The organism is Affinundibacterium danionis (assembly GCF_042432465.1).
Taxonomy (GTDB): domain Bacteria; phylum Pseudomonadota; class Gammaproteobacteria; order Burkholderiales; family Burkholderiaceae_D; genus Undibacterium; species Undibacterium danionis.
In genome coordinates this window covers 13,803-36,334 of the sequence record NZ_JBHLXJ010000032.1, presented here as the reverse complement: position 1 = coordinate 36,334, position 22,532 = coordinate 13,803, and the positions used below count along the sequence as shown (strand labels likewise).

The following is a 22,532-nucleotide window of genomic DNA, read 5'->3' as shown; positions in this document are numbered from 1 at the left end:
TGTTTCAGTGTAAAGGTTTAGACGAACATCGAGAACGAAAACGACGACAAAAGGAGGAAATAATGAAACAACTTCAAACACAATTATTTACATGAAACTGTCAAGAAAATTATTCCGGACAGCAGTGTGCCTTCGCAGGGATGACGCTAAATTACTCTCGGTTTTATTTACTTCATATCGCGATATTCCAGCTTTCCTCCAATCACCAATGCAGGAAAATCTATAAAAATTTTTGACAGATCATGACCGACGCTAATTCCGTTAAAGACTATTTACTAGGCCTACAAGCTTCCATCGTCGCTGCGATGGAAGAAGTCGATGGCTGCCGTTTTATTACCGATAGCTGGGACCGTCCAGAAGGCGGTGGCGGGATTTCGCGCGTGATCGAGGAAGGCAATGTATTTGAACGTGGTGGGGTGAATTTTTCGCATGTAATGGGCAAAAATCTACCTCCATCTGCCGCTGCAAGTCGTCCAGAATTAGCAGGCCGCCGTTGGGAAGCGATGGGCGTGTCTTTAGTGCTGCATCCACGTAATCCTTACGCACCGACGGTTCACATGAATGTGCGCTTTTTCACCACTTATGCTGAAGGACAGGATCCGGTATGGTGGTTTGGTGGGGGGATGGATTTAACGCCGTATTATGGCTTTGAAGATGATGCCAAGCATTTTCATCAAACTTGCAAAGATGCCTTAACTCCATTCGGTGCGGATTTGCATCCGCGTTTAAAAAAATGGTGTGATGAATATTTCTATCTCAAGCATCGCAAAGAAGCGCGCGGCGTGGGAGGTATTTTCTTTGATGATTTCAATGAGCAATCGTTCGAACAAAGTTTCGCGATGACCAAGAGCGTTGGTGATGGCTTTTTGAAAGCCTATCGCCCGATTCTGGAACGTCGCAAAGATATCAGCTACGGCGAAACCGAACGCGATTTCCAAGCCTATCGTCGCGGGCGTTATGTAGAATTTAATTTGGTATTTGATCGCGGTACTCTCTTTGGTCTGCAATCAGGTGGTCGTACTGAATCCATCTTGATGTCTATGCCGCCGATTGTGAAATGGCGCTACGATTGGAAGCCTGAGGCGGGTAGCGCAGAAGCAAAATTAGCGACGGATTTTTTGGTACACAAGGAATGGGTGTAAAATCCGTTTTCGCAAATGCTGCAGCCACCACAGTCAGGCGCTCGGTGCTGGTGTTTGGCGGTAGTTTTGATCCGGTTCATCAGGGACATGTCGCGCTGGTACAGCATTTCGCTAGACGGCTTGAAGTTGATGAAGTCCGCTTAGTACCTGCGGGACAGCCTTGGCAAAAAGCCCAATTAAAGGCGACAGCAGAACAAAGAATTAAGATGTTGGAATTGGCATTTGATGAGCAATTATCGGTGCCCTTCAGCATCGACCAACAAGAGGTAGAACGTGCCGCGGGGCAGATTCCTAGCTACACGGTGGATACCTTAACTAACATGCGATCTCAATGGGGTAATGCTCAGTCAAATGAGGAGATCGCGCTTATTTTACTCATTGGTGCCGACCAATTTCACAATTTCGCAACGTGGAAAAACTGGCAACAAATTTTTAAATTAGCACATATCGTCGTTGCCGCAAGACCAGGCTACAGCTTGCAACTCGACACATTACCCCGAGAATTTGCCGTGCTCTGGCAGCAAGCAAATGGCGCTATTGAAGATCTAAAACAATGCTCTTTTGGTAAAACTTGGCTAGAAACTGATCTGGCTTGGGATATTTCTGCAACACGAATTCGCGACGAATTGCAGCAACAAGGGCAAACCAAGGAAACCACCTCGCTTATTCCACGCAAGGTGTTAGACTACCTTCAAGTGCATCACATTTACAATTAGCGCAAAACGATTAAGCTGAATAAATGCAGTAACTACCTAGTAATGCTAACAGTGCTAGTAGTGACGCAGCAATCAGGATGATAAGAAATTAAGATAGATAGGACATTATGGATATCAAAAAATTGCAAACATTGGTCTTCGACGCATTAGAAGACGTTAAGGGTCAAGACATACAAATCTTCGACACCACCGAAATCACCAGCTTGTTCGACCGCGTTTGCGTGGTATCAGGTACGTCTAATCGCCAAACTAAAGCACTTGCTGCTTCGGTACGCGACAAGGTCAAAGAAAACGGCGGCGAAATCGTAGGTATGGAAGGCGAAGGTACAGGTGAATGGGTGTTGGTCGATTTAGGTGATATGGTGGTTCACATCATGCAACCAGCGATCCGTGCCTACTATCGCTTAGAAGAACTCTGGGGCGGCAAAGAAGTCAAAATGGGCGCAGCCAAACGTACTGCGAGCAAAATGACCGCTGGTCCTTTAGATGAAGAAAAACCAAAACGGTCACGTTCTAAAGCTGCACCAGTCGAAGTAACGCCCGATATGATGGCGATTCAAACGACGGTAGAAGACGAAAAGCCAAAACGCAAACCACGCATGAGCAAAGTGGCTGCTGAGTTGGCGGGTGAAAAGCCAACTCGGAAGCCACGCGCAACATCCGCAACGCCGAAGATCCCATCTGGCGGTCGCGTAAAAGTCGCAGCGACCAAAACCGCGACCGCATCATCGAAAGAAGCAGCAGCGAAGAAAGCGACTACACGTCGTAAGACTGCTGAGTAAATTTTCAGCAGGATTCTGTTGGATTAGAGGAGAAAGTCTCTTGGGGACTTTCTCCTTTTTTATTATTAGTGCTGTGGTTTGTCGATCGAACATGCATTTTCAACGTCGGTTTGCACCTTGAGAAACGACAAGACGCGAAGCACTACCAGTATAATCTCCAACATCAGAGCCAACAGACCATCATCATGCAACTCATCATCGCCGCCGTCGGACACAAAATGCCATCTTGGATAGAAACTGGCTTTCAAGAATACGCCAAGCGGATGCCACCCGAAGCGCGGATTCATCTCAAGGAAATCAAGCCTATCGAGCGCTCAGGTAGCAAAACCGCCGAAACAGTAATGGCCTTAGAAAAAGAAAAAATCGAAGCCGTCATTCCCAAAAACGCCCGCATCATCGCGCTCGATGAACGCGGCAAAGATCTCACTTCAATTGGTCTGGCCAAACAACTGACCGATTGGCAGCAAGATGGGCGTGATGTGGTGTTTGTGATCGGCGGCGCGGACGGATTAGACGCAGAATTTAAAGCAAAAGCCGACGGTTTGATCCGCATCTCGAGTTTAACTTTGCCACATGGCATGGTGCGTGTATTATTAGCAGAACAACTCTATCGCGCTTGGTCTATCACACAGAATCATCCTTATCATCGGGTCTAACCAACTCCCTTACCACGCTCGATTTCTTTTGACGTTTTTCGATCGAGGATACTTACTATGCGCCCGTTTCGTTCTGTGATTTCGTTGGCGAGTCTTTGGCTCGCTTTGCTTTCCTTATCTTCTTCTGCGATGTCCGCGCAAGAAGCACCGGTCAAGGAAAAACTTGATCTCAGCATGCGAGGAATGATACGACTCGTACATGAAAAACCCGCGCAGTTCAACAAGCTATGGACTGAACGCCGACAGCAACAAGATGCCCTCATTTCCCCCACATTAACAGACAGTGAGCGCAGCACTGCAATGCAAAATATTCAGTGGCAATGGGCTGCTGGTTTGATCAACTATCCCTATTTTCATCAACGTGAAACGGGAGAGCCTGTCGCTCTAGATTGGCAGGCTAAACGTGACGCCATTAAGTCAATTCAATTTGATGATGAAAAAAATATCGAACAAGACAATTTTCAACAGTTAATTCAAGCATGGATGCACGATGCGGCAGGACAAGAAATAAAACAAGATCCTGCACTATTACGAGGCGACAATCGCTGGTTACGCGCAAACTTTAATGCACTCGAAGCGGCGAGCAACAACCGCAAAGTAAAAGCATTTTTCATGAATAGGCTACTTGCTGAACACATAGACGACAATGGTGCCAAAAACATCTTGCCGCAAATTTTTGTTGCAGAAAGTAACGGCGTCGATCCCGCACAAATCGCAAAATTTCGCGCAGCGTATGAACAAGAATTACAAGCGCCGAAAGACCACGTCGCCTACACCTATCAAACCGTCGAAGATGTCGATCTACAACTCCATGTTTTCCCTGCAAAAGACAAGGTCAAACGGGCGCCGGTATTCATTTGGTTTCATGGTGGCTCATGGAGCACTGGACATTGGAGTTACTGCCCCGTCGTCTGCCGCGCCTTACAAAATCTCGGTTTTGTCGTGGTACAAGTCGAATATCGCACTTCGCAACGATTTGACGGAACGCCACTCAACGCTTTGGCCGACGCAGAACGCGCTATCGATTGGATCATTGCGCATAGTGAAGAACTCCACATTCAACCCGATCACTTGATGGTCGGAGGCTTTTCTAGCGGTGGCGCATTAGCATCCCAAATGGCTGTGCTGAATCACGCCAAAGTCAAGGCCGCAGCTTATATTTCTGGCGGTTTTGATCCGTCGAAAGACACATGGTATAACAGCGTCGTTGGCCCCTTACGCGACACTAAACAACTATCACCGCTGCGCATGATCAATCAGAGTAGCCCACCACAAATTCTATTCCATAGCAAAGATGATGAAATGTGCCCTTACCAAGATGCACAGGACTTTGCGAACAAATTAAGCGGTTTCCAGATCCCCAATCGCCTTATTAGCTTTGAACAAGGTGGACATTTCTTTGTCTTTAAAAACCCTCTTGACCGCCAACGCATTAGTTCTGAGTTGACGAGTTTTATCGAACAACTGAAATGGTAACAAACACCCTTTGTTTTCCTTTTCTGCTTCGCATGGTGCGTGTATTATTAGCAGAACAACTCTATCACGCTTGGTCGATTACGCAGAAGCACCCTTACCGTCAGGTAAAAAGGTAAAAAAATAGTGCGACCGTGCCCTGCTTCAGGATTTTAGCTATGTCGCAACACCGAAAAATTTATCTCGCCTCCAAAAGCCCACGCCGACGCGAACTCCTGCGCCAAGTCGGCATCGACTTTGAAGTTCTGTTGCTACGTGACGCACCACCGCGCGGGCCCGATGTCACTGAGATCGTACTACCGGGTGAGTTACCTGATGCCTATGTCGCCCGTGTCACCCAAGAAAAAGCGCAAGCCGCTTGGGATGCGGTGCTAGCTCGTCGATTGTTCCCGCTGCCAGTCCTAGCGGCTGATACCACAGTCGTTATCGGGCAAGAGATTTTAGGCAAACCCGCCAATCGCAACGAAGCAATCAGCATGCTCAGCAAATTGGCAGGAAATACGCATCACGTATTGACTAGCATCGCCATCCAATTCCAACACCAACTTTTGCAATGCACGCAAAAATCCGAAGTGACATTCGCACCATTGAACGACGCGCAAATCGCCGCCTATTGCGATAGCGCTGAACCGTATGACAAAGCCGGCGGTTACGGCATACAAGGTATGGCCGCACGGTTTATCAGCCACATCAATGGCAGCTATTCGGGCATCATGGGTCTTCCTTTATACGAGACCACCGACCTATTAGCTCGCTTAAACTCACACTAAAGCGCAGTCCTCAACTACAACAATAAAACCGGCACTGCTTACAAGATTCGATTTAAAAATTTAACGGAAACCTAGCCATGAGCGAAAGTCTATTAATCAACGTCACGCCGCAAGAAACCCGTGTAGCCCTAATTTTTCAGGGAGCGGTACAAGAGCTACACATAGAGCGCACACTATCGCGCGGTCTAGTTGGTAATATTTATTTAGGTAAAGTCGTACGTGTTTTGCCCGGCATGCAATCGGCTTTTATCGATATAGGCCTAGAGCGAGCAGCCTTCTTGCACGTGGCCGATATCTGGGATGCTCGCCCCCAAAACAACGAGGGCAATCCCAATAACGTACCACTCACTCCAATTGAAAAACTGCTATACGACGGCCAATCTGTCACCGTGCAAGTGGTCAAAGACCCGATCGGCACTAAAGGCGCGCGACTCTCGACACAAATCTCGATTGCTGGACGCATGTTGGTATTTTTACCGCAAGACTCTCACATCGGTATCTCACAAAGAATCGAAAACGAAGAGGAACGCGAAGCCTTGCGCACCAAAGTGCAAGGCTTAATGTTAGAAGATGAAAAAGGCGGCTTCATCGTACGCACTATGGCAGAAGACGCCTCAGTCGACGACTTGCGCGCCGACATCGAATACTTACGCCGCACCTGGTCTACGATTTCCAAGTTAGCAAAGACCAAACCACCTTGCAGCTTATTACACCAAGACTTAAATTTAGCGCAACGTGTACTGCGCGATTTCGTCAACGAAGAGACGAGCAGCATACAAATCGATTCACGCGAAAATTTCTTAATGCTAAAAGAATTCTGTCGCACCTATACGCCCTCTGTCCTCCCCAAATTACAGCACTACACTGGCGAACGACCACTATTTGATCTCTACGGCGTCGAAGAAGAAATCGAACGTGCGCTCGGTCGTCGCGTCAATCTCAAATCTGGTGGCTACTTAATCGTCGATCAAACCGAGGCCATGACCACCATCGACGTGAATACCGGCAGCTTTGTCGCAGGCCGCAATTTTGACGATACGATTTTCAAAACTAATCTCGAGGCAGCCATCGCCATCGCCCGCCAACTGCGCCTGCGCAACTTGGGCGGCATTATCATCCTCGACTTAATCGACATGGAAAGTCAGGAACACAAAGACGCCGTTCTAGCCGAACTCAACAAAGCCCTGTCACGCGACCGCACCAAACTCTCGGTCTCCACTTTCTCCGCACTAGGCTTAGTCGAAGTCACCCGCAAACGCACGCGCGAATCACTAGCCCATGTTTTATGCGAACCTTGCCCCGCTTGCAGCGGCAAAGGCCAAGTCAAAACCGCCCGCACCATCTGCTACGAAATCCTGCGCGAACTCTTACGCGAAGCGAAACAATTCAATCCAAGAGAATTCCGCATCATGGCTTCGCAAGTGGTGGTTGATATGTTTTTGGAAGAAGAGTCGCAGCACTTAGCGATGCTCGGTGATTTCATTGGCAAGCCAATTTCACTGCAGGTGGAGAATGTGTTTCATCAGGAGCAGTACGATATTATTTTAATGTGAAAATTTTATTCTTTAAAATCAATTAGTTGAAAACAAATTGTCGTGATAATGTGTGATTAGCTACGCATCTAGCTACAAACCAAACCTGCAACTAAATGAATCAAAACAAGGTATGCATGGACTTCGAATGGAGTAAATCTTTCAACCTATTTTGGCTTCTTAACTTTAGCCTTTTTGGCTTTTGATTTATTTTGTATGTAGTCCAGCGGCACCAATGAAAGGTAGCCGCCATTTACCATTTCTACAGCATGCAACATAGTTCGCTTGATTCTTGCGCGAATCGCCTTCAACTTTTCACCAGTTGGAGGTGCCTTTTTAGTGATCATCCTAATAATCTGCTCTTCTGACGCCCCACACGAATATGCATCAAAAAGTTTTAAACGATGAATTAGTAAGTGACGACGTGGCTTGACAATTTTAGGTCCACGCATGTCCAGTGCTTCTCGTTCTTTCTCTATCTGATCGAGCGCGTTGTTAAGCTTACCTTTTAGATCGGATAGTATCGAATTGATGGCTGTTCGCCCAGTTTTAACTGTTTTTTCAAGATTGATAATAATAAACGCATCTTCATTCTTGAGACTAAGCCTTGACGCCTCCCTACGTTTATCTGTTTTACAGACATAGAAATCATCCACAATTTCAGCAAGCCATAATCGAGACTCATCATCAAGGCCATATTCTGAATCAGGAAGTTTGTATTCCACTCGTCCAAAGCGTCTAGCTCTAGCGGACATGCTTTCATGCAATTCAGTTGGTGACTTTGCATACTCAGAATTTCGTCTTAAAAACTCCCACGCCCATCGCCGGTGCGACCAATTCTCATGACCTACATAGAGTAAATCGTTACTCCCTGAAAAGCTGTCATCCGAATGAATCGCACTCTCCAATTTGGGAGAGGAAGGGACACTTCCACTTAATTTCTTTGTCATTTCACAATCCGTAGAATTTATCAAAAATTTCAACGAAGAAACACATTCACATATTTCATGATTCGAATCGCTCTAAGGTACCACAAATAGCCTTAGCGATAACCTATATAGATATAACCATATACGATTAAAGTACACGTATCTAAAGAATAGCTAGAGTCAATTTAAATGCACATTTAACAACTTTTTTATGAGAAGATTCTCCCTGTCGCGACACATCCACATCAATCCACATGGAGCACATCATGTCATTCAACACATTAAAAGTAACTGGTTTTAAGACTCAATACACATCAACGGACAGCGCATCAGGCATTTCCACAACTAACGAGCCAGCCACACAACTGCCGCCCGAATTCCAAGCGTTAGTTGATATTGCTCGTGCAAACCCGAATCGATCCGTTCTCAGAGCAAAACCAACGGCGCAAAAAGCTGGAATTGCCCTCAGTACTCTATGGCGTGAAGTAAAGCTAAAAAGATTCCCAAAACCAATAAAAATCTCCGACAAGGCCGTGGCTTGGATTGACGCTGAGGTCGACGCAACACTTGCTGCGAAAACACTAATGTCGAGATCGCATTATCTGATCGACTTGGAACAGTTCGTAACAGCACTCACCGCACCTACTTATCTTTAATATTGAGAGTGAATTATTGCATTAACTCTTCTCCGTTTAATTTACTCAACTTTGGACAGAAGACGTCAATTCATATTCCTTTTCATGGCGAAAATCCAAGATATTCAATAGACGAATAATGACAAATGAAACATTGAACTTTTAGGTACTAAGTTGTGAAATTTAACCTAATTTGTTCAATGAAAAATGCACATATTTGGCACACATTTCAACCACTATAAATATACCCAAATAGTGTAAATCACAATTTTTGGTAACGAATAGAGATTCGTTATTTACGCAATTACGAGGGACTGTATTAATGAACAAGTATCCACCAAAGGTATCAAGAGAGCCGATGATTACACTTATAGATCATACAGATAGCATTTTTTCGAAACTTCATGGCGAATGATTTTTGCCGTTTAGTAATACTACCAAATTTCATCATACGACCATCACGTAACGACAGCTTATCTCAGACTGGTCACCACCAACGGTAATCAGTCTGAGACCGCACCGTTCCTAACCTTGAATAGGCCGTATTTCCATTATCCATTTCACTTAATCACAAAGAGTAAGAATATGACAGATTCACTCAAGGTAACTCTAGACCTCTCTAAGATACAGACGGAACAATTAAAACATATACCAGCACCACATGTATATCGGGTAGACCGTAACAAAGCGAGTCCAATTATTCCTTTCGCGGCCAAGCAGTCTTGGAAGAGTCCACTTACTCAAAACAAGATGCAGATTAAAGTTAAGGTTAACCAAAATGGTGTACCAATCGCTCTAAATGCAGATATCAACATACCAAATGCAACTGTGGGGCAGAATGCAGAACTTGGGCATAGCGTTTATGCTGCATCTTCTACTGCACTTGGCTTATTTAAGCTATTCCTCGCCGAACATCGCGTAATTCGAGAATATATTGATTTGCTCACAGTTAAAGATTTGGAGTTGCAAAGCGCTACCATTACATATCTAGTGCCAAAACAACAGACATGCACTGCACAAGAATGTATAGCCGTTATAGAAAGACGATTGACTCAATTCTTTCCACTATCAGATGATCACCGCTACGGAGGTTCTTCAGTCGGATCAAAGGATAGTAAGACCACGTACGTCAAAATGCGAGGTTGGTCTATTCGAATTTATTCTACACCACCAAGCAAAATACCTGAAAACGGCAATATCGAACTGCGGAAAAATAGAATCGATTCGGCACAAAACCTAATTCGTATTGAGTTAACTCTTACATCAGAAGAACTAACCAAACTCCGCTTGAAAAATGTCGGTGCATGGGAATGTGCGCATGAAATGGGAACGTACAAAATGCTGTTTGATACTTACATTCGTAATAAGTGCTTCAGGTTGGACGAGCGTTTACGCCAAGACAAACCTGATGCTGCCGATTTAAATAAACTGAGTAAAACAATCAGGCATATTGTCGAAGGATATCTACATGGGAAGTCTCTAGCGAACTGCATTATTTTGAACAAGTCCAGCGAAATCGCAAATCAAAAAGCATTTTCTGCAGCGAGATTAAAAATTCTCAAGCAACTAAGAATCGACATCAACATTAACTGGAATGATCACCGAAATCTTGGTACCAATTGGATGAATAAAATAATTGTGTACCCGGGTGATTACCACCCCCTTACTGATCACGTAGCAGACTCCTTTTGCCTAGACAATTTTAAATCGATAACACAACGATTAAAGATAGCCCTTGATGAAACGATTCAGCAAAAGACTCAGACTCTCGCTACAGAGAAAATTCAAATTCATGACTTACAGAAGTTAGTAGATTAAAGCAAAGCGCCCTCATCAGCCGAAAAGCGTGCTTCCACAACGAAATGAACAAACATTGCTATTTCAGGAATCGAGCTGCCTATTGCCTTTAGTTTGTTTAGATTTGGCTAACGCGCACCTTCGTAAATCACCCAACTAGATCCAAACAAAAAACACACTTTTTGATATTAATTTCGGGCTGGAAACGCAATTTCAACTGATAGCCAATGGCTATACTTTTTAATTAGAAACAAGACAGCATGATTTGCAGATGGGGAAATAGTTTGGATGTGAGCGCGTTGGAATCTATCACCAAAGCGGCAAGGTAAAGTATGAAGCCTGAAATATCTGCTCGGGTTTCAGATGATGATTGACTAAGGCTGACAGCATCAAACGAACAGAATGTCTGTGACAGGGCTAGACACGCTAGAGAAAGTAAACTGTAGATTGAACAGTGACAATTCTAAGGCGAAGCTCCGCTTACATTTTGCCGATGAATTGTCCAATACGAGAAAGAATTTGTTCTAATTCTGGCTGACCGTTGTAATACAGCGCAGCTGTCTTTTGATACTCCTTTTCAAACCTTGCTCGTTCCTCATGATCATCCAAAAGAAAGGCAGAATTTTTGGCAGCGACCAGCTCATCGCCTTTGGGAAAACGCTGAATCTTTCTGGCCTCGTAGTCTGGCGTACCGATGAACTCTTGAATTTCAGGCAGCGCTAGCAAACAATAGATGTCATAGTAGTGGCGCATGAAATTTGCAGGAAATGCCTTCCCCGATTTTTGCATTCGGTATTTGGTCGATACGGCCTGCAATTTCTCGACGAAGGTATAAGTTGGGAGATAACAAGGCACGTCGATTGCGCGATTATCTTGAATACTTACCCCCGCATTCACCGCTGCATCATAAGCCCAGGACGAGATGGTGACGGGGCGATTAGGGGTGGTATCGTCAAACCCCAACTCCAACAAAATGCCGTCCTTAACACCGCTCTGCTGACTGACTCGATTGGGGTAATGCAAGCGTATTCCAGCACTGCGCATTTTCTCATCATCAAAGGCAGTATCGCGCTGAACGGTTTCAATTCCATAAATACGAATATGTTGTGAGAGCCAATCATAATAAGCACGTCGGGATTCAACATGCGCAGGTTTGTCATGATTACGTCCAGCTTTAACTTGCAACTCAGTTGGCGGTTCTATGCGAATATCAATATCTTCCGAAAAGCGATGGATAATGCCAAAGCCTTTCGATAATGACGTACCGCCCTTTAACTCGAACTGGAATTGCGACTGCTGCAAACCCCACAGGCAATGCATAATCCAATAGTCTTTTTCAACGAGCACAGGCGCTATCCCGCGCTGTTGCGCGACAATGGAAAGTAGCTCATTAAAATCTCCGCGAGTATGCAAAAGCTTAAGCATGAAACCAACCCATAAAACGTTTCTTCGTAGCGACCGAAGCAAAAGCAGAAACAGCACGTTTCAACTTTGCTTGATCGAATAAGGATAGTTTTCGCTCAACCATTTGAAGCACTTGGTTCTTATCCTCTGCTAATTCATCCAAATTATTAATCACATCAACCAATAAAAATTCAGAGGTAAGCTTTTTCGGAAACCGTGGCTTAACTCGAAAATCAAACTGACGATTCCCAAACGAAAACACGCCGTGCCGTTTGTGATTGTAGACAATGGTTTTGTTATAAAGCTGCGTAGTTCCTACTCCCAAAGCGTTATAACTTGATGGGGAGAACACCAAAAAATCCTTATCACGCAAGAAAGCAGTCACCAGCTCATGATCGTCTGGGGGAAGTACACCAAACACCGATTTCTTAGGTACGTAGTAAAGCCCTTGTGCCAAGCGAGTCAAAGCGCCATCAGCAACCAATTCGCTCAAATGCCGATCAACTGCATTGGAAACCTGCGCCAAATCCTCACGACGATAAACCTTACCAGCGTGCAAAGTCTTTGCCACTTGTTTCAAGGCACCCTGTTTTGGCCGTAATGGTCGTTCTAAAGTCGGATTTAATTGTTCCACTGAATGAATCCTCATTGATATTTCATGCAAATTATAGCTGTTATTAGTGTTTTTTGTTGAAGTATGCGAAGTTTCCTTAACGTCCGCTCTAAATGGGATTTTTGCTATAGCGATTGACAGCCATAGGCAAAACGCAAATACGCCAATAAATGTCTAAAACACAATTTAAAGAATGATCATAAAGAGCCTCGCTCGCGAGCGCTGGTCACGATAGTGGCTCTTCCTCATCCCAACTTAACCCACAAAAAAGATATAAATCTCCGTGGGTCTTACCAATTTCACTGATAAACATTGGCTATACATTTTTAGTGAGGGAAATGATGATTACCATCTGCAAATGGGGAAATTCGCTGGGTCTGCGACTACCTAAGTATGTCGCACAGGAAGCGGGAATAGCGGCAGGTGTCAGGTATCCGCGACCTCCTGTGTTACGACGCAATTACCTGCTGATTGTCGGTTCACTTCGCGCTAATACGCTCACAATCTGCCTTTGTGTTTGTCCTGCTTTTCTTAATACGTAAATCTGGTATCGTTCTATTTGAGTGAGATGTATGCAGTTCATTATGCAATTTCGACTGGCCAGTCAAAAAAGCACAAATGCTATTGCATCTTGTCTCCATTAACCTCTACCGTTCATAAATTGCACTTCATCCTAGAACTCACCGTATTTTTATGAGCGAATCCAAGTCGTTTTATTCGCAATCAAAAGGTCAATCTATGTCAAAAATTGAAATTTGTAAGTCGAAGTTCAATAATCAGTTTTTCACAACCGTGATTCTCCTTATTGCTCTTTTATATTTTGAAGCTCCTGTACTCGCTCAAAAAAAACCGATAATCAATACAGCAAAACAAGACTTTACGACCTGCAAAATTGAATATCCGAGATCGTCACTTCGAAATGAGGAAACTGGCACAACTACCGTAGAAGTCGCATTAGATCAGGACGGTAATAGTACGGAAATAACTGTCCTAAAATCAAGCGGCTTTAGAAACCTCGACAATGCAGTATTGAAGGCCTTCGAAACCTGCATTTTTAGCCCACAAATTGTAAAGGGAAAACGAGTTGCAAGCGTTTTGAAAGTTGCCTATGTGTTCAGTTTAGAAGGTAGCATTGCAACTAAGAGTACACCAGAAGTCACTCCGTTAGGCAATTCAAAAGATGATACGAACCAAGCAAAAGCCACAAAGTCAATTAGTTCAACTGCCCTCACAAACGAACGAGATAAAAATCGAGTAACAACAGATTCCTCAAAAAGTCTTGCACAAAATCAAGTTGACACTTCAAAAGCAATAACGAGCGCTGAACCATTGCAGCACGCCCTAGTCAGACCACTTGAAAAAGGCAACATTAAACGCACTGATGAAAATAACGAAAATTTGCTAGAAAATCCTACCGAAAAATATTTTTATGATCGAGCAAAGTCTGTCTGTGCGTCTGAATTAGACGCTGAAATTCGTGCGGTTAAAAATTTTTGTCAAATTGAAGATTGTTACAACGTACAAAAGCAAATTGACGGATTACGATATCGATTCGAATCAAGGATGAGACAAAAATTAATTTATACATACCATTTTCTAAATGGCGAGTCCGATTTGACAACTACCACGATGCGTCTTTCTAAGGAAATTGAAAATGACGAACAAGGTCTTGTATTGCAAGACGAAGCTGCAAGGACAATGAAAAGACCAAGGCCACAACTAATTGAGAAAGATAAAGCTGAAATTAGATCCGCCATATGCGCAGGAAAGTTCTTACAAAAATATATCGCTGATGCACCTTTATCACCAAAACTCATCAAGGAAGCTGATGAGATTGCAAATAAAGCAATTTCAATGACCACGCAATCCAAAGCGGATCATTCATCCCGATTCAAAATGACTGAGAATAACGGATCAGCCCCCCAAGTTAAAACAAAAACCGTCGATGATTCAAGACCTGAATATAAAAAAGCGCCAAAATCAAAAGTACAGTATTTGCACGATCCACTTGCATTGGCGAATCATTGTGTTTCACTTGATCCAAATCTGCGTCTGTATGGTGGATTCAAAAACAGCTGCAACGAAAAAGTTACATACACTTACTGCGTATACAAGCCAAAAAAGAATTCTTGGGGTGAACTTTTTGATTGTGAAGGAGATATGGCGAAAAAACCACAGATTGGTGCTCTAACTATAAAAGCATTAGATTCAGATTCTGAACATACCAATGGTGGACTTAGAGTTCATTGGTTCGCTTGTTTTCATGGCGCTGTTCCTAAAGAAGTAACTTTTAACGGCGTTGAAATTCGCGGGAAATGCATACACGAGTAAATCAACAGAAACTCAGATCAGGTTCGATTTTAGATTTCGGCATGTCAGAAAGAAACAAACGGGGCGACATAGAATAAGAAATATTCGATGCCCCCCTTTTAACTTCCCACAAGCGTCGTTTTCATTGCCCGCCTCAAACAAAGTGCAGGCACAAATTCGAGCCCAGCCTAGACAATATTTAATTTAACCTGACCCAATTATCCTTTGATCGAAAACAGTAACACCATTTTCGCTAGACCTACATGGGTGATTGGTACGATCCACGCAACCACATATGAAAACAAAACGCATGACGGCACATTTGAAATCTATGTGTGATGACATTACGAGGAATTTTTATCACGGTAATTTACGAGTATTTAGTGCGCTTTGATGAATACCCGTGGCTAATGGTAGACCCCGGCCTACTGTATTGAGTTCACCTTAACAAAGGTATATTATTTCAATTTCAAACTAACACTTTTGATGGCAGGATAAAAAACCAATGGGCAAGAAATCTGGCCATATTTCCCTTGGTGGTCTCTTAATGACAAGGCAAAGGGAACCTTACATCTTCAAATTTGTTGGAAGAGCCAAAGCTTCTCCTGACTCTTTTTTTCGTATTCACCTGCATGATGGTACTGTCGGAACTTCACCACTCATCGTATCCAAAGTTGGATTTGGTATTAATACATCGACCAGTTCCTCATTTCAATGTGAGTCACTTGTATCAATTAAGCCTGGAAAATATACTTTCCAAGGCGAATTTAGTGGGATTGATTTAGTTGAATGCTCGATGAGCGAGGACATCGCGGTTATAGAATCTCAGAAACGCTACGAAACAAAAGGCTGGGGGGAACTAAATACTGTATTTGGCAATACTGGAAACAAAAAAACCCTCGTTCAGGGATATATCAAGAAACTGAGAATGACGCCCTTAGACTCGGTAAGAGGTCTTCTCAAACTTTACGAGTTCTCAGAATCCCATGGAAATACAAACTATAACGAACTATTCAGCCTTGAAGTTTCTTTAAGCTCTGCAACTTTTGACGGTGATTTAGCGACCGAAGTTTGCTATTTCTATCCAAAAGATGGATTTCGATATCGAGCCACTTTTATTGTAGAGACAAATATTATATCGCCAATTGAACGCAACATCATTTTTGAGGTGGTATGAGTCAAGACATACGGTCAACAAAACATTCGATCTCAAAAGTTCCTAAATGGACGAATAGCACATTGGTCGCACAAGATAGTGCTGGATTCGTTCTACTAGACCGCCAAAGGGTAACCATTCAGGCATCTACTTCCTGTGATTCAAGTAAATTAGCCCACTTTGAATTGGTATTACAGAACCAGGCAACACCGGGTAGAGAAATCATTTTAAGTAGTGCTCTTGGAGGCAATGACACAGCAGAATTTGGTTTCCTTGCGGTCGGTTCGAGCATCATGCTCCCTCCAGGAGACTACCATTGGATCGCCAGAGTCCTTGTCGAGTCTGGTGGATTTATCAAACTGAATCGTGACGTCAATGGCACACATCAAATCGCAACTTATGACCTTAAAGATCATATTTCACCAGTTACTTGTTGTGGCAACAGTGATGTATTTTGCACAGTACAAACTGATAACCCTGTATATGGATTTCAAGCAGGGTTGCATGTGTTTACATCTGCCAAAGCAGGAGAAAGTTTTAGTGCATTCCTTTCTTATCGAGACATAAACTCTCAAGGAATGAGGACGCCCGAAACGCTCTGCATTTGGCCAAAAAAATCTGTTCGCATTCCCGGAAAATTTATGTTTCTAGATAACTCATCAACTTATACATTTGAAGCTGAAATTATCACCACAGGGAGTTTCCAGTCAAGCTACACTATACGCGTAGGATAATTTACCGGTGTACAAATTTTATCTGGAATTATTCATACTACTTTTCTTGTCAATGAAAATCGAAGATGAATAAATGAAATTTACCGTTACTGAATCATTCCGCCAATTAAATTGACGACGAGTTTTTGATTTTTTCGTATTGCTGACTATCGATAATGGTGGCTTTTCGATAGCTGACACGGCGTAAAAAAAGCGACGAATATTCTCGCCGCTTTTTTGCTTTTGGTCAGATCATGGTTTGGCATTAGGGACACACTCAACAGTGCTAGGAACATAATCCACAATCGACCTTCGGCAGGCTGCTGCGATGAAGTGAACAACTGCCGCTAACTCACCTAACTCCCCTATCAGCCATCCGATGGCTTCCGTTGCATCACCGGATATTTCACGTGTTTCAATCTCGGGCGCGGAATTGGCTAATAAAATACCGATAGCAGATATGCCTAAGTTAACGGTGCGCATTACGACATCTCCGTTATTTGCGATCTGTAAAAGTAATGCTGGATTCGCAGCAAGGTAATCAATCTCCAATTCAGCAGTCAGCGTCAAATGTGGTAGTTGCAAAAGCAAATCGCGTATCGGTCGCAAAGTCTGCATTGACGCGATGGCGTTACCGCTCTTTTGTGATGCTCGTTTCGCGCACATATCAGTATTCCTCGGGAAACAGGAACGTAGTGACACTGCGATCCGCTTCTGTGATTATCCAGAATCGTCTATTAGCAGCGACATACGCAGACAATATGCGAAGCCCGTTCTCTACTGCTAAGTCATTGGCTATTGCGTCTTCTGGTGGAACATCACCCCAATCGCTTTGCAAATGACGTTGAACTAAATACGGCTCAATTTCAATATTATTCTCGCTAAAATGCGTTATGACCGCTGGGGTTGCCACAACCGTGCCACAAGAAAATAGTGGCGCTTTTTTCTGAACATCATGCGCCTTAATCGCTGGCGTATTTGGATTTGTGTTGGTATCGTTCTTCATCATTGTTATCTCAGTGTAGGTAGATATCCCAAGCAAGAAGACGACAAAAATTCACTGGTAGCGTTTTAGCTTTCAGCGAACAATTACAGTACGTCTTTAGGGAGGTAAAAGGAAGCAGCGTTTGCCGAATCAGAGGCGCAAACCGTGAAGCCAAGCTAGGAAAGCCTGATGAAAATGCTTGCGTTAATATTGATTGGCGTTGGCTGCTGCGGCGCATTGCACGCCACAGCTATATGTTAACATGGGACACAAATTAATTTCATTGAAAATAACTTTGTGAAAACGCAACACAATTTCTGGCTTTATGTTTTTCGTCTACTTCTTTATTGAGACCACATCACTTACTGAACTAACTTACAATAACTGACCTGAACTTGTGGATTGCTCATCAGATTATTGTGCGTTCCATTTGGAACCATGATGTATTCTTTCTCTTGGCTAGGAATACTTTCAAACAATGCGCGCCCTAAATAAGCTGGAGTGGAAGTATCTTTTTCGCCGGTGATGACGAGTACCTTTCCAACAAAGTTAGATACTGCTTGTGTATTGCTGATGGTTTTTAAGTTGTCGGAAACCGTCACTGTAACAAAAGGCTTGAAGTACCAAGGTATTTGCGCATTTACCAATTCATCAGGATAGGTACTACTCCCTTCTAATACCAAGCCGTCCACGGAACGGTTAGCCGCAATATAGGCCGCCATAAAACTACCTAAAGAAAATCCATGCACAACTAATTTCCCGGAGATTTTCGCACGAACATGATCATAGATTCGTAAGGAATCGTCTTTTAAAACAAGTGCATCCGGTTGACCATTACTACGTCCATAACCTCGATAGTCGAAGGTAGCAAAATTGACCGGGCAAGAAGCAGCAATCTTGCTTAAATGAGGCGCATTTTCATCGACATGGGTTAAGTTGCCGCCAAAGTATAAGACTGTTGTTTTGGCTTCGGGCAGCACAACACTGAGACCTTTAATTTGAACTATTTCTGAGTTCATTTGATTGGCGCTAATGACTTCTTCTTTTAATCGTGCTTCTGGCAAAGTTTTGTTGAGTTTTTCTGCATCAAAAACTTCTTTGGTCTTATATCCTGTCAAATAATCTGGGCGAATTAAATCTAAATCTCTAACAACATAGGTCTGGCAAGCACTTAGGCTGAAAATACTAATTAAAGCAAATAAAAAACGCATGGTAGTCCTTCAACTATGTTTAGTCATGTGATAAATGATGAGATGGAAAGACTCTAATGTGATTAATTCACTGGAATTTTAGGCCTATAAAAATAAATTTTAACTGTGGCTTAACTTATGATAACTTTGCCAGAAGCTCATTCTTATCATCCTCCGGTCTTCAGTACAGCAGTACGACGATCAGTTTAGAACCTTGATGAATGTCTCCCACTGCCAAAACGATAATGGTTTAACCTCAGCGCATAGTAATGAAGCTCACCAAGAGTTTCAATACATTCCACTTCGTCTTATCAGAACTAAATAACTACCAAAATCTCACCCCAAGAATTGCTCCACCAACTGCTGTGGGATTCATATTAATTTAAACACACTTACCACGCGTGCCAAATTTCTCGACTCATTTTGCATGGTTGACGCCGCTGCGGCCGCCTCTTCCACTAAAGCTGCATTTTTTTGGGTAACCGTATCAATTTGAGAAATTGCAATTGTAACTTGATCTATGCCCTGCATTTGTTCTTGGCTAGCCGCGGAAACTTCACTCATCACTTCTGTAACGCGTTTCACACTTTCTACAATTTCGCGCATTCTCGAACCTGCTTGCTCAACCAGTTTGGTGCCAAGTCCGACATTCTGCACAGATTCGTCAATGAGAAATTTGATTTCTTTTGCCGCAGAGGCTGAACGCTGCGCTAAGTTTCGTACTTCTGAAGCTACGACAGCGAAACCACGCCCTTGCTCACCTGCCCTCGCTGCCTCGACAGCCGCATTTAATGCCAAAATATTAGTCTGAAAAGCTATACTATTAATAACATCGATAATATCGACAATTTTTTTTGCTGAAGTGTCTATAGAATCCATTGTGACGACCACTTCCGCTACAGCATCCCCTCCCTTGATTGCAACATCGGAAGCAATGTCTGCTAATCGATTTGCATGAATGGTATTTCCAGTGTTCTGCTTGACTGTCTCAGCAAGTTCCTCCATCGATGCAGTGGTCTCCTGAAGTGAACTTGCTTGCTCTTCAGTTCGCGAGGATAAATCCATATTGCCAGTCGCAATTTGGTACGATGCAGATGCTATGACATCAGTCCCTTTACGCACTTGGCTACAAATATTATTTAAGCTGACATTCATTTCTTTTAAGGCTTGTAACAATTGACCAGTCTCATCGGAAGTATCAATCTCAATATTCGCAGTCAAATCACCTGCGGCTATTTTTTGTGCAATCTTCACAGCTTTATCTATCGGTTTGGTAATTGATCTAGTGATCCACCATCCAAAACAAACGCCAACAATTGAAGCGAATAGACTTATCAACAAAACTTGATTGCGTGTCCCCACATAAATTGTTTCACTGGATGCGCCTTTCTCATCGAATGTTTTTTGTAATAAGTCATTTAGATCGCGTACTTCACTGGCGAAAGATTGCAACGAATTGTAAGTCGAGTTAAAAGCCATTTTGCCAGCCTCTTCACGGTTGCCATTTTGAACTAGGGCTAACACTTTTCCAATTGAAGTCGCATATGCATCTCGCGCAACTTTAATCTCTTTCAGCATTTCTTTACCGTCGCGAGTTTCTAACAAAACATCTAGCTTATCGATTGCTTCATTGAATCCATTGATGTTCGCAAGCAATCGGTCTTGAGCTTTTGTGGCCTCCTGTGGGTCATCAACTGCAACAATCTGAGTGACTCTCGTAATGCTTCCGCGTACATTATCTAAAAGTTGTCCCGCCAATTTTGCTTTCACCCAATCTTGACTAATTAACGTGTTCGTATTTGCGTTGAGCACCCCCATTTTATTGATCATCACACTCGAAATTGTGACCAATAATCCAAGTATTAAACCAAAACCAATACTAAGCCGCATGCCAATTTTAAGATTTAAGAAATTCAAATTTTCCTCGTCGGTTGATGGCTTAATCGATTTTTCTATTTGTTAAAGACTGCAGAGTCTATCAAGCCACATAGCATTCAGTATCTAAATACAAAAAAACTATTTAGTCTATTTTTAGCCTCACAGTATAGGTAGCCGAATCTAATAAATGAAATCGCGTTTGTGGTTCAACGTACTTTTCCACTCCAATATGAAGCGGCGATAATGAAAGTTCATATTGCATGAAATTTCCGCCAAAAACTAAAGTAAAAATCAAAACCAATATCATAAACTCTAGTTAGTCCATATTAAGTAAAGTCACGACTCCAACAATCTGTCGCCCTTCTGCTATATCAGCAACCCAGCGCTAATATTATGATTGTCCAACGTTTACTAAGTACATTAATTAACAACGTAAATTAAATGGACTTTAGGATCACCTATAGATCCAACGTTCCCGCTGGAATTAAGCAATTCAGAAGCAGAGCTAACATCAATTAATTTTAGTACTCTTAAAATCTGTCGTCTCGTTTTACATGTTTGATTTTTCGTAGTAAAAAAACTTCCGAAGAATAGGTGCTCGGTATATTTAATACACGTGCAGCAAACCATCTTCTCCAACTCGTTCACGTTACCAGAACTCTAAAATGTATTATTACAATGATTCTTTTTCCAATTTTTTTAGTATGTCAATATTTTCGACATACTGCTCCATAAATCCACATTGAGTACAGATAAATCTAGACACCATAGCAGATTCAAATACACTAATTTTAATATTATTGTAGGTGCCAAACGAGCTATGAATAATTGAAATTTCTTTCGATGCGCATTTAGGGCATTGTCTATTGATCTTCATGAAAACTGTCCTATGTAAATACTTCAAATCGATAGTTTTATTTGTGTACAACACGTAAAGATTAAATTACTTTAATGACACATGTAATTTATTCATATTGAGGTATGCCGCTTCATTGAAGTCGATTAAACCTGTAATTCTTAACGTTTTTAAGTATGCTTTTTGCTCTGGGTGCTCATTCATAGACATCATGATGAGTTTCAATTTTTCTTGAAATTCAGCACCTAACCTCCCAGAAGCCAATAATGCCCAAGGGGGAAGCGGTTCGCTCTCGGCCAATACAACAAATTTGTTTGCCTTCAAACTTTGCATCACTGAAGAATCACTTTTTAAGACGCCGATATCAGCAAGCTTGCTCTCTAGAGCAAATGGAATCGTTCCCTGCAGAGTAACTTTTTGCAGAGTAACATCACTTAGTTTTATATGCCTTTGCGTCAACATATTGATGGCAACATCATGGGAGTCTCCCTCACTTGGAAGTACTACTCTGAAACGCTGATTTGACTTGGGATCAAGTAAATTTTTTGCTAACGGCTCACCGACTAAAACAATTTTGGTCGGGGCATTAGTTTGAAAGGAAATTACAGGTAAAAATCCCAGCTTAACCATTGCAAATCCACTTACCGAACTAGGGCGAGAAAATAGAACGTCTACTGATTTCAATTCGGACTCGCTGTATTGCCTAGCTGGAGACAATCCCATTACCTTTACTTCTCGCTTTAAATATTTGGAAATAAGTTCTGCGAAAGGTTTGTATTTATTTACACTGTATTCCGAATCACCACTACTACCAGAACCTTCCTGCACCCCTAGAACTAAGGGCGCTTGCTGCCCGTGCGCAATATTTGCTAAAAGCAAATAAACAGTACAGATGAAGAACTTAATTATTCTCATAATGACTTTTAAAACCCAATTGAAATAAAAAACTCCCGTCAATTAGACGGGAGAAAAAGTAAGACAAATTGCATAGAGGC

The 22,532-nt window shown here is 42.7% G+C and carries 20 protein-coding genes and 2 pseudogenes; 13 read left to right on the top strand and 9 right to left on the bottom strand.

Features of this window, described 5'->3' with window-relative positions:
- The first annotated feature begins 242 nt into the window (after window positions 1-242).
- The 8 genes and pseudogenes from hemF (at window position 243) to rng (ending at window position 7,092) form a co-directional block, all read left to right on the top strand.
- Window positions 243-1,142: an oxygen-dependent coproporphyrinogen oxidase gene (gene hemF, locus ACFFJH_RS18425; protein WP_390214479.1), complete on the top strand. Its 900-nt coding sequence runs from the start codon at window positions 243-245 to the stop codon at window positions 1,140-1,142.
- Complete coding sequence (gene nadD / locus ACFFJH_RS18420) at window positions 1,133-1,858, top strand: nicotinate-nucleotide adenylyltransferase (protein WP_390214477.1); 726 nt, start codon at window positions 1,133-1,135, stop codon at window positions 1,856-1,858. The genes hemF and nadD overlap by 10 nt, the downstream gene beginning before the upstream one ends.
- Before the next feature lie 107 nt (window positions 1,859-1,965).
- Window positions 1,966-2,640 carry a ribosome silencing factor gene (gene rsfS, locus ACFFJH_RS18415; protein WP_390214475.1) on the top strand — a complete coding sequence of 225 codons (675 nt, stop codon included), beginning with the start codon at window positions 1,966-1,968 and terminating at the stop codon, window positions 2,638-2,640.
- Between the two features lie 185 nt (window positions 2,641-2,825).
- Entirely contained in the window at window positions 2,826-3,296 is a 471-nt protein-coding gene (rlmH, locus tag ACFFJH_RS18410) for a 23S rRNA (pseudouridine(1915)-N(3))-methyltransferase RlmH (protein WP_390214473.1), read from the top strand.
- A 57-nt stretch (window positions 3,297-3,353) separates the two neighbouring features.
- The gene (locus ACFFJH_RS18405; protein WP_390214471.1) at window positions 3,354-4,772 is read left to right on the top strand and encodes an alpha/beta hydrolase; all 1,419 of its coding nucleotides are present in this window, start codon (window positions 3,354-3,356) and stop codon (window positions 4,770-4,772) included.
- A gap of 32 nt (window positions 4,773-4,804) precedes the next feature.
- Window positions 4,805-4,888: pseudogene (locus ACFFJH_RS18400) on the top strand (23S rRNA (pseudouridine(1915)-N(3))-methyltransferase RlmH); the annotation flags it as partial.
- Between the two features lie 39 nt (window positions 4,889-4,927).
- Window positions 4,928-5,539, top strand: a complete 612-nt coding sequence (locus ACFFJH_RS18395) for a Maf family protein (protein ID WP_390214469.1) — start codon at window positions 4,928-4,930, stop codon at window positions 5,537-5,539.
- 77 nt (window positions 5,540-5,616) lie between these two features.
- Window positions 5,617-7,092 carry a ribonuclease G gene (gene rng, locus ACFFJH_RS18390; protein ID WP_390214467.1) on the top strand — a complete coding sequence of 492 codons (1,476 nt, stop codon included), beginning with the start codon at window positions 5,617-5,619 and terminating at the stop codon, window positions 7,090-7,092.
- 146 nt (window positions 7,093-7,238) lie between these two features.
- Here rng and ACFFJH_RS18385 read toward each other — a convergent pair whose 3' ends face one another.
- Window positions 7,239-8,021 (bottom strand): DNA -binding domain-containing protein, encoded by a 783-nt coding sequence (locus ACFFJH_RS18385; protein WP_390214465.1) that lies wholly within the window; start codon window positions 8,019-8,021, stop codon window positions 7,239-7,241.
- Window positions 8,022-8,266: 245 nt separating this feature from the next.
- On the opposite strand from ACFFJH_RS18385, the gene ACFFJH_RS18380 reads away from it, so the two are divergent.
- Window positions 8,267-8,656 carry a helix-turn-helix transcriptional regulator gene (locus ACFFJH_RS18380; protein ID WP_390214463.1) on the top strand — a complete coding sequence of 130 codons (390 nt, stop codon included), beginning with the start codon at window positions 8,267-8,269 and terminating at the stop codon, window positions 8,654-8,656.
- Window positions 8,657-9,220: 564 nt separating this feature from the next.
- The gene (locus tag ACFFJH_RS18375; protein ID WP_390214461.1) at window positions 9,221-10,453 is read left to right on the top strand and encodes a hypothetical protein; all 1,233 of its coding nucleotides are present in this window, start codon (window positions 9,221-9,223) and stop codon (window positions 10,451-10,453) included.
- 459 nt (window positions 10,454-10,912) lie between these two features.
- Here ACFFJH_RS18375 and ACFFJH_RS18370 read toward each other — a convergent pair whose 3' ends face one another.
- The 3 genes and pseudogenes from ACFFJH_RS18370 to ACFFJH_RS18360 form a co-directional block, all read right to left on the bottom strand.
- A complete protein-coding gene (locus tag ACFFJH_RS18370) occupies window positions 10,913-11,857 on the bottom strand; it encodes a nucleotidyl transferase AbiEii/AbiGii toxin family protein (RefSeq protein ID WP_390214459.1) in 945 nt (314 codons plus the stop codon).
- Window positions 11,850-12,485 (bottom strand): DUF6088 family protein, encoded by a 636-nt coding sequence (locus ACFFJH_RS18365; protein ID WP_390214457.1) that lies wholly within the window; start codon window positions 12,483-12,485, stop codon window positions 11,850-11,852. The genes ACFFJH_RS18370 and ACFFJH_RS18365 overlap by 8 nt, the downstream gene beginning before the upstream one ends.
- A gap of 427 nt (window positions 12,486-12,912) precedes the next feature.
- Window positions 12,913-13,032: pseudogene (locus ACFFJH_RS18360) on the bottom strand (helix-turn-helix domain-containing protein); the annotation flags it as partial.
- 155 nt (window positions 13,033-13,187) lie between these two features.
- On the opposite strand from ACFFJH_RS18360, the gene ACFFJH_RS18355 reads away from it, so the two are divergent.
- The 3 genes from ACFFJH_RS18355 (at window position 13,188) to ACFFJH_RS18345 (ending at window position 16,649) form a co-directional block, all read left to right on the top strand.
- On the top strand, window positions 13,188-14,780 hold the full coding sequence (locus tag ACFFJH_RS18355; RefSeq protein WP_390214453.1) for an energy transducer TonB: 1,593 nt from the start codon (window positions 13,188-13,190) through the stop codon (window positions 14,778-14,780).
- Window positions 14,781-15,264: 484 nt separating this feature from the next.
- Complete coding sequence (locus tag ACFFJH_RS18350) at window positions 15,265-15,936, top strand: hypothetical protein (RefSeq protein ID WP_390214451.1); 672 nt, start codon at window positions 15,265-15,267, stop codon at window positions 15,934-15,936.
- The gene (locus tag ACFFJH_RS18345; protein ID WP_390214449.1) at window positions 15,933-16,649 is read left to right on the top strand and encodes a hypothetical protein; all 717 of its coding nucleotides are present in this window, start codon (window positions 15,933-15,935) and stop codon (window positions 16,647-16,649) included. The genes ACFFJH_RS18350 and ACFFJH_RS18345 overlap by 4 nt, the downstream gene beginning before the upstream one ends.
- Window positions 16,650-16,880: 231 nt before the next feature.
- Here the strand turns inward: ACFFJH_RS18345 and ACFFJH_RS18340 are convergent, their stop codons facing one another.
- The 5 genes from ACFFJH_RS18340 to ACFFJH_RS18320 form a co-directional block, all read right to left on the bottom strand.
- On the bottom strand, window positions 16,881-17,294 hold the full coding sequence (locus ACFFJH_RS18340; RefSeq protein ID WP_390214447.1) for a hypothetical protein: 414 nt from the start codon (window positions 17,292-17,294) through the stop codon (window positions 16,881-16,883).
- 1 nt (window position 17,295) lies between these two features.
- Window positions 17,296-17,637, bottom strand: coding sequence for a hypothetical protein (locus ACFFJH_RS18335; RefSeq protein ID WP_390214445.1), 342 nt, complete (start codon window positions 17,635-17,637; stop codon window positions 17,296-17,298).
- 338 nt (window positions 17,638-17,975) lie between these two features.
- Window positions 17,976-18,824 (bottom strand): alpha/beta hydrolase, encoded by an 849-nt coding sequence (locus ACFFJH_RS18330; RefSeq protein WP_390214443.1) that lies wholly within the window; start codon window positions 18,822-18,824, stop codon window positions 17,976-17,978.
- A gap of 351 nt (window positions 18,825-19,175) precedes the next feature.
- Complete coding sequence (locus tag ACFFJH_RS18325) at window positions 19,176-20,720, bottom strand: methyl-accepting chemotaxis protein (protein WP_390214441.1); 1,545 nt, start codon at window positions 20,718-20,720, stop codon at window positions 19,176-19,178.
- A 904-nt stretch (window positions 20,721-21,624) separates the two neighbouring features.
- The gene (locus ACFFJH_RS18320) at window positions 21,625-22,452 is read right to left on the bottom strand and encodes a phosphate/phosphite/phosphonate ABC transporter substrate-binding protein (protein WP_390214439.1); all 828 of its coding nucleotides are present in this window, start codon (window positions 22,450-22,452) and stop codon (window positions 21,625-21,627) included.
- Window positions 22,453-22,532: the final 80 nt, after the last annotated feature.

What these genes read in the sequence shown, in the direction of transcription:
- hemF (WP_390214479.1), top strand. Translation starts at nt 243, where the DNA reads ATGACCGACGCTAATTCCGTTAAAGACTATTTACTAGGCCTACAAGCT.
- nadD (WP_390214477.1), top strand. Translation starts at nt 1,133, where the DNA reads ATGGGTGTAAAATCCGTTTTCGCAAATGCTGCAGCCACCACAGTCAGG.
- rsfS (WP_390214475.1), top strand. Translation starts at nt 1,966, where the DNA reads ATGGATATCAAAAAATTGCAAACATTGGTCTTCGACGCATTAGAAGAC.
- rlmH (WP_390214473.1), top strand. Translation starts at nt 2,826, where the DNA reads ATGCAACTCATCATCGCCGCCGTCGGACACAAAATGCCATCTTGGATA.
- ACFFJH_RS18405 (WP_390214471.1), top strand. Translation starts at nt 3,354, where the DNA reads ATGCGCCCGTTTCGTTCTGTGATTTCGTTGGCGAGTCTTTGGCTCGCT.
- ACFFJH_RS18395 (WP_390214469.1), top strand. Translation starts at nt 4,928, where the DNA reads ATGTCGCAACACCGAAAAATTTATCTCGCCTCCAAAAGCCCACGCCGA.
- rng (WP_390214467.1), top strand. Translation starts at nt 5,617, where the DNA reads ATGAGCGAAAGTCTATTAATCAACGTCACGCCGCAAGAAACCCGTGTA.
- ACFFJH_RS18385 (WP_390214465.1), bottom strand. Translation starts at nt 8,021, where the DNA reads ATGACAAAGAAATTAAGTGGAAGTGTCCCTTCCTCTCCCAAATTGGAG.
- ACFFJH_RS18380 (WP_390214463.1), top strand. Translation starts at nt 8,267, where the DNA reads ATGTCATTCAACACATTAAAAGTAACTGGTTTTAAGACTCAATACACA.
- ACFFJH_RS18375 (WP_390214461.1), top strand. Translation starts at nt 9,221, where the DNA reads ATGACAGATTCACTCAAGGTAACTCTAGACCTCTCTAAGATACAGACG.
- ACFFJH_RS18370 (WP_390214459.1), bottom strand. Translation starts at nt 11,857, where the DNA reads ATGCTTAAGCTTTTGCATACTCGCGGAGATTTTAATGAGCTACTTTCC.
- ACFFJH_RS18365 (WP_390214457.1), bottom strand. Translation starts at nt 12,485, where the DNA reads ATGAGGATTCATTCAGTGGAACAATTAAATCCGACTTTAGAACGACCA.
- ACFFJH_RS18355 (WP_390214453.1), top strand. Translation starts at nt 13,188, where the DNA reads ATGTCAAAAATTGAAATTTGTAAGTCGAAGTTCAATAATCAGTTTTTC.
- ACFFJH_RS18350 (WP_390214451.1), top strand. Translation starts at nt 15,265, where the DNA reads ATGGGCAAGAAATCTGGCCATATTTCCCTTGGTGGTCTCTTAATGACA.
- ACFFJH_RS18345 (WP_390214449.1), top strand. Translation starts at nt 15,933, where the DNA reads ATGAGTCAAGACATACGGTCAACAAAACATTCGATCTCAAAAGTTCCT.
- ACFFJH_RS18340 (WP_390214447.1), bottom strand. Translation starts at nt 17,294, where the DNA reads ATGTGCGCGAAACGAGCATCACAAAAGAGCGGTAACGCCATCGCGTCA.
- ACFFJH_RS18335 (WP_390214445.1), bottom strand. Translation starts at nt 17,637, where the DNA reads ATGATGAAGAACGATACCAACACAAATCCAAATACGCCAGCGATTAAG.
- ACFFJH_RS18330 (WP_390214443.1), bottom strand. Translation starts at nt 18,824, where the DNA reads ATGCGTTTTTTATTTGCTTTAATTAGTATTTTCAGCCTAAGTGCTTGC.
- ACFFJH_RS18320 (WP_390214439.1), bottom strand. Translation starts at nt 22,452, where the DNA reads ATGAGAATAATTAAGTTCTTCATCTGTACTGTTTATTTGCTTTTAGCA.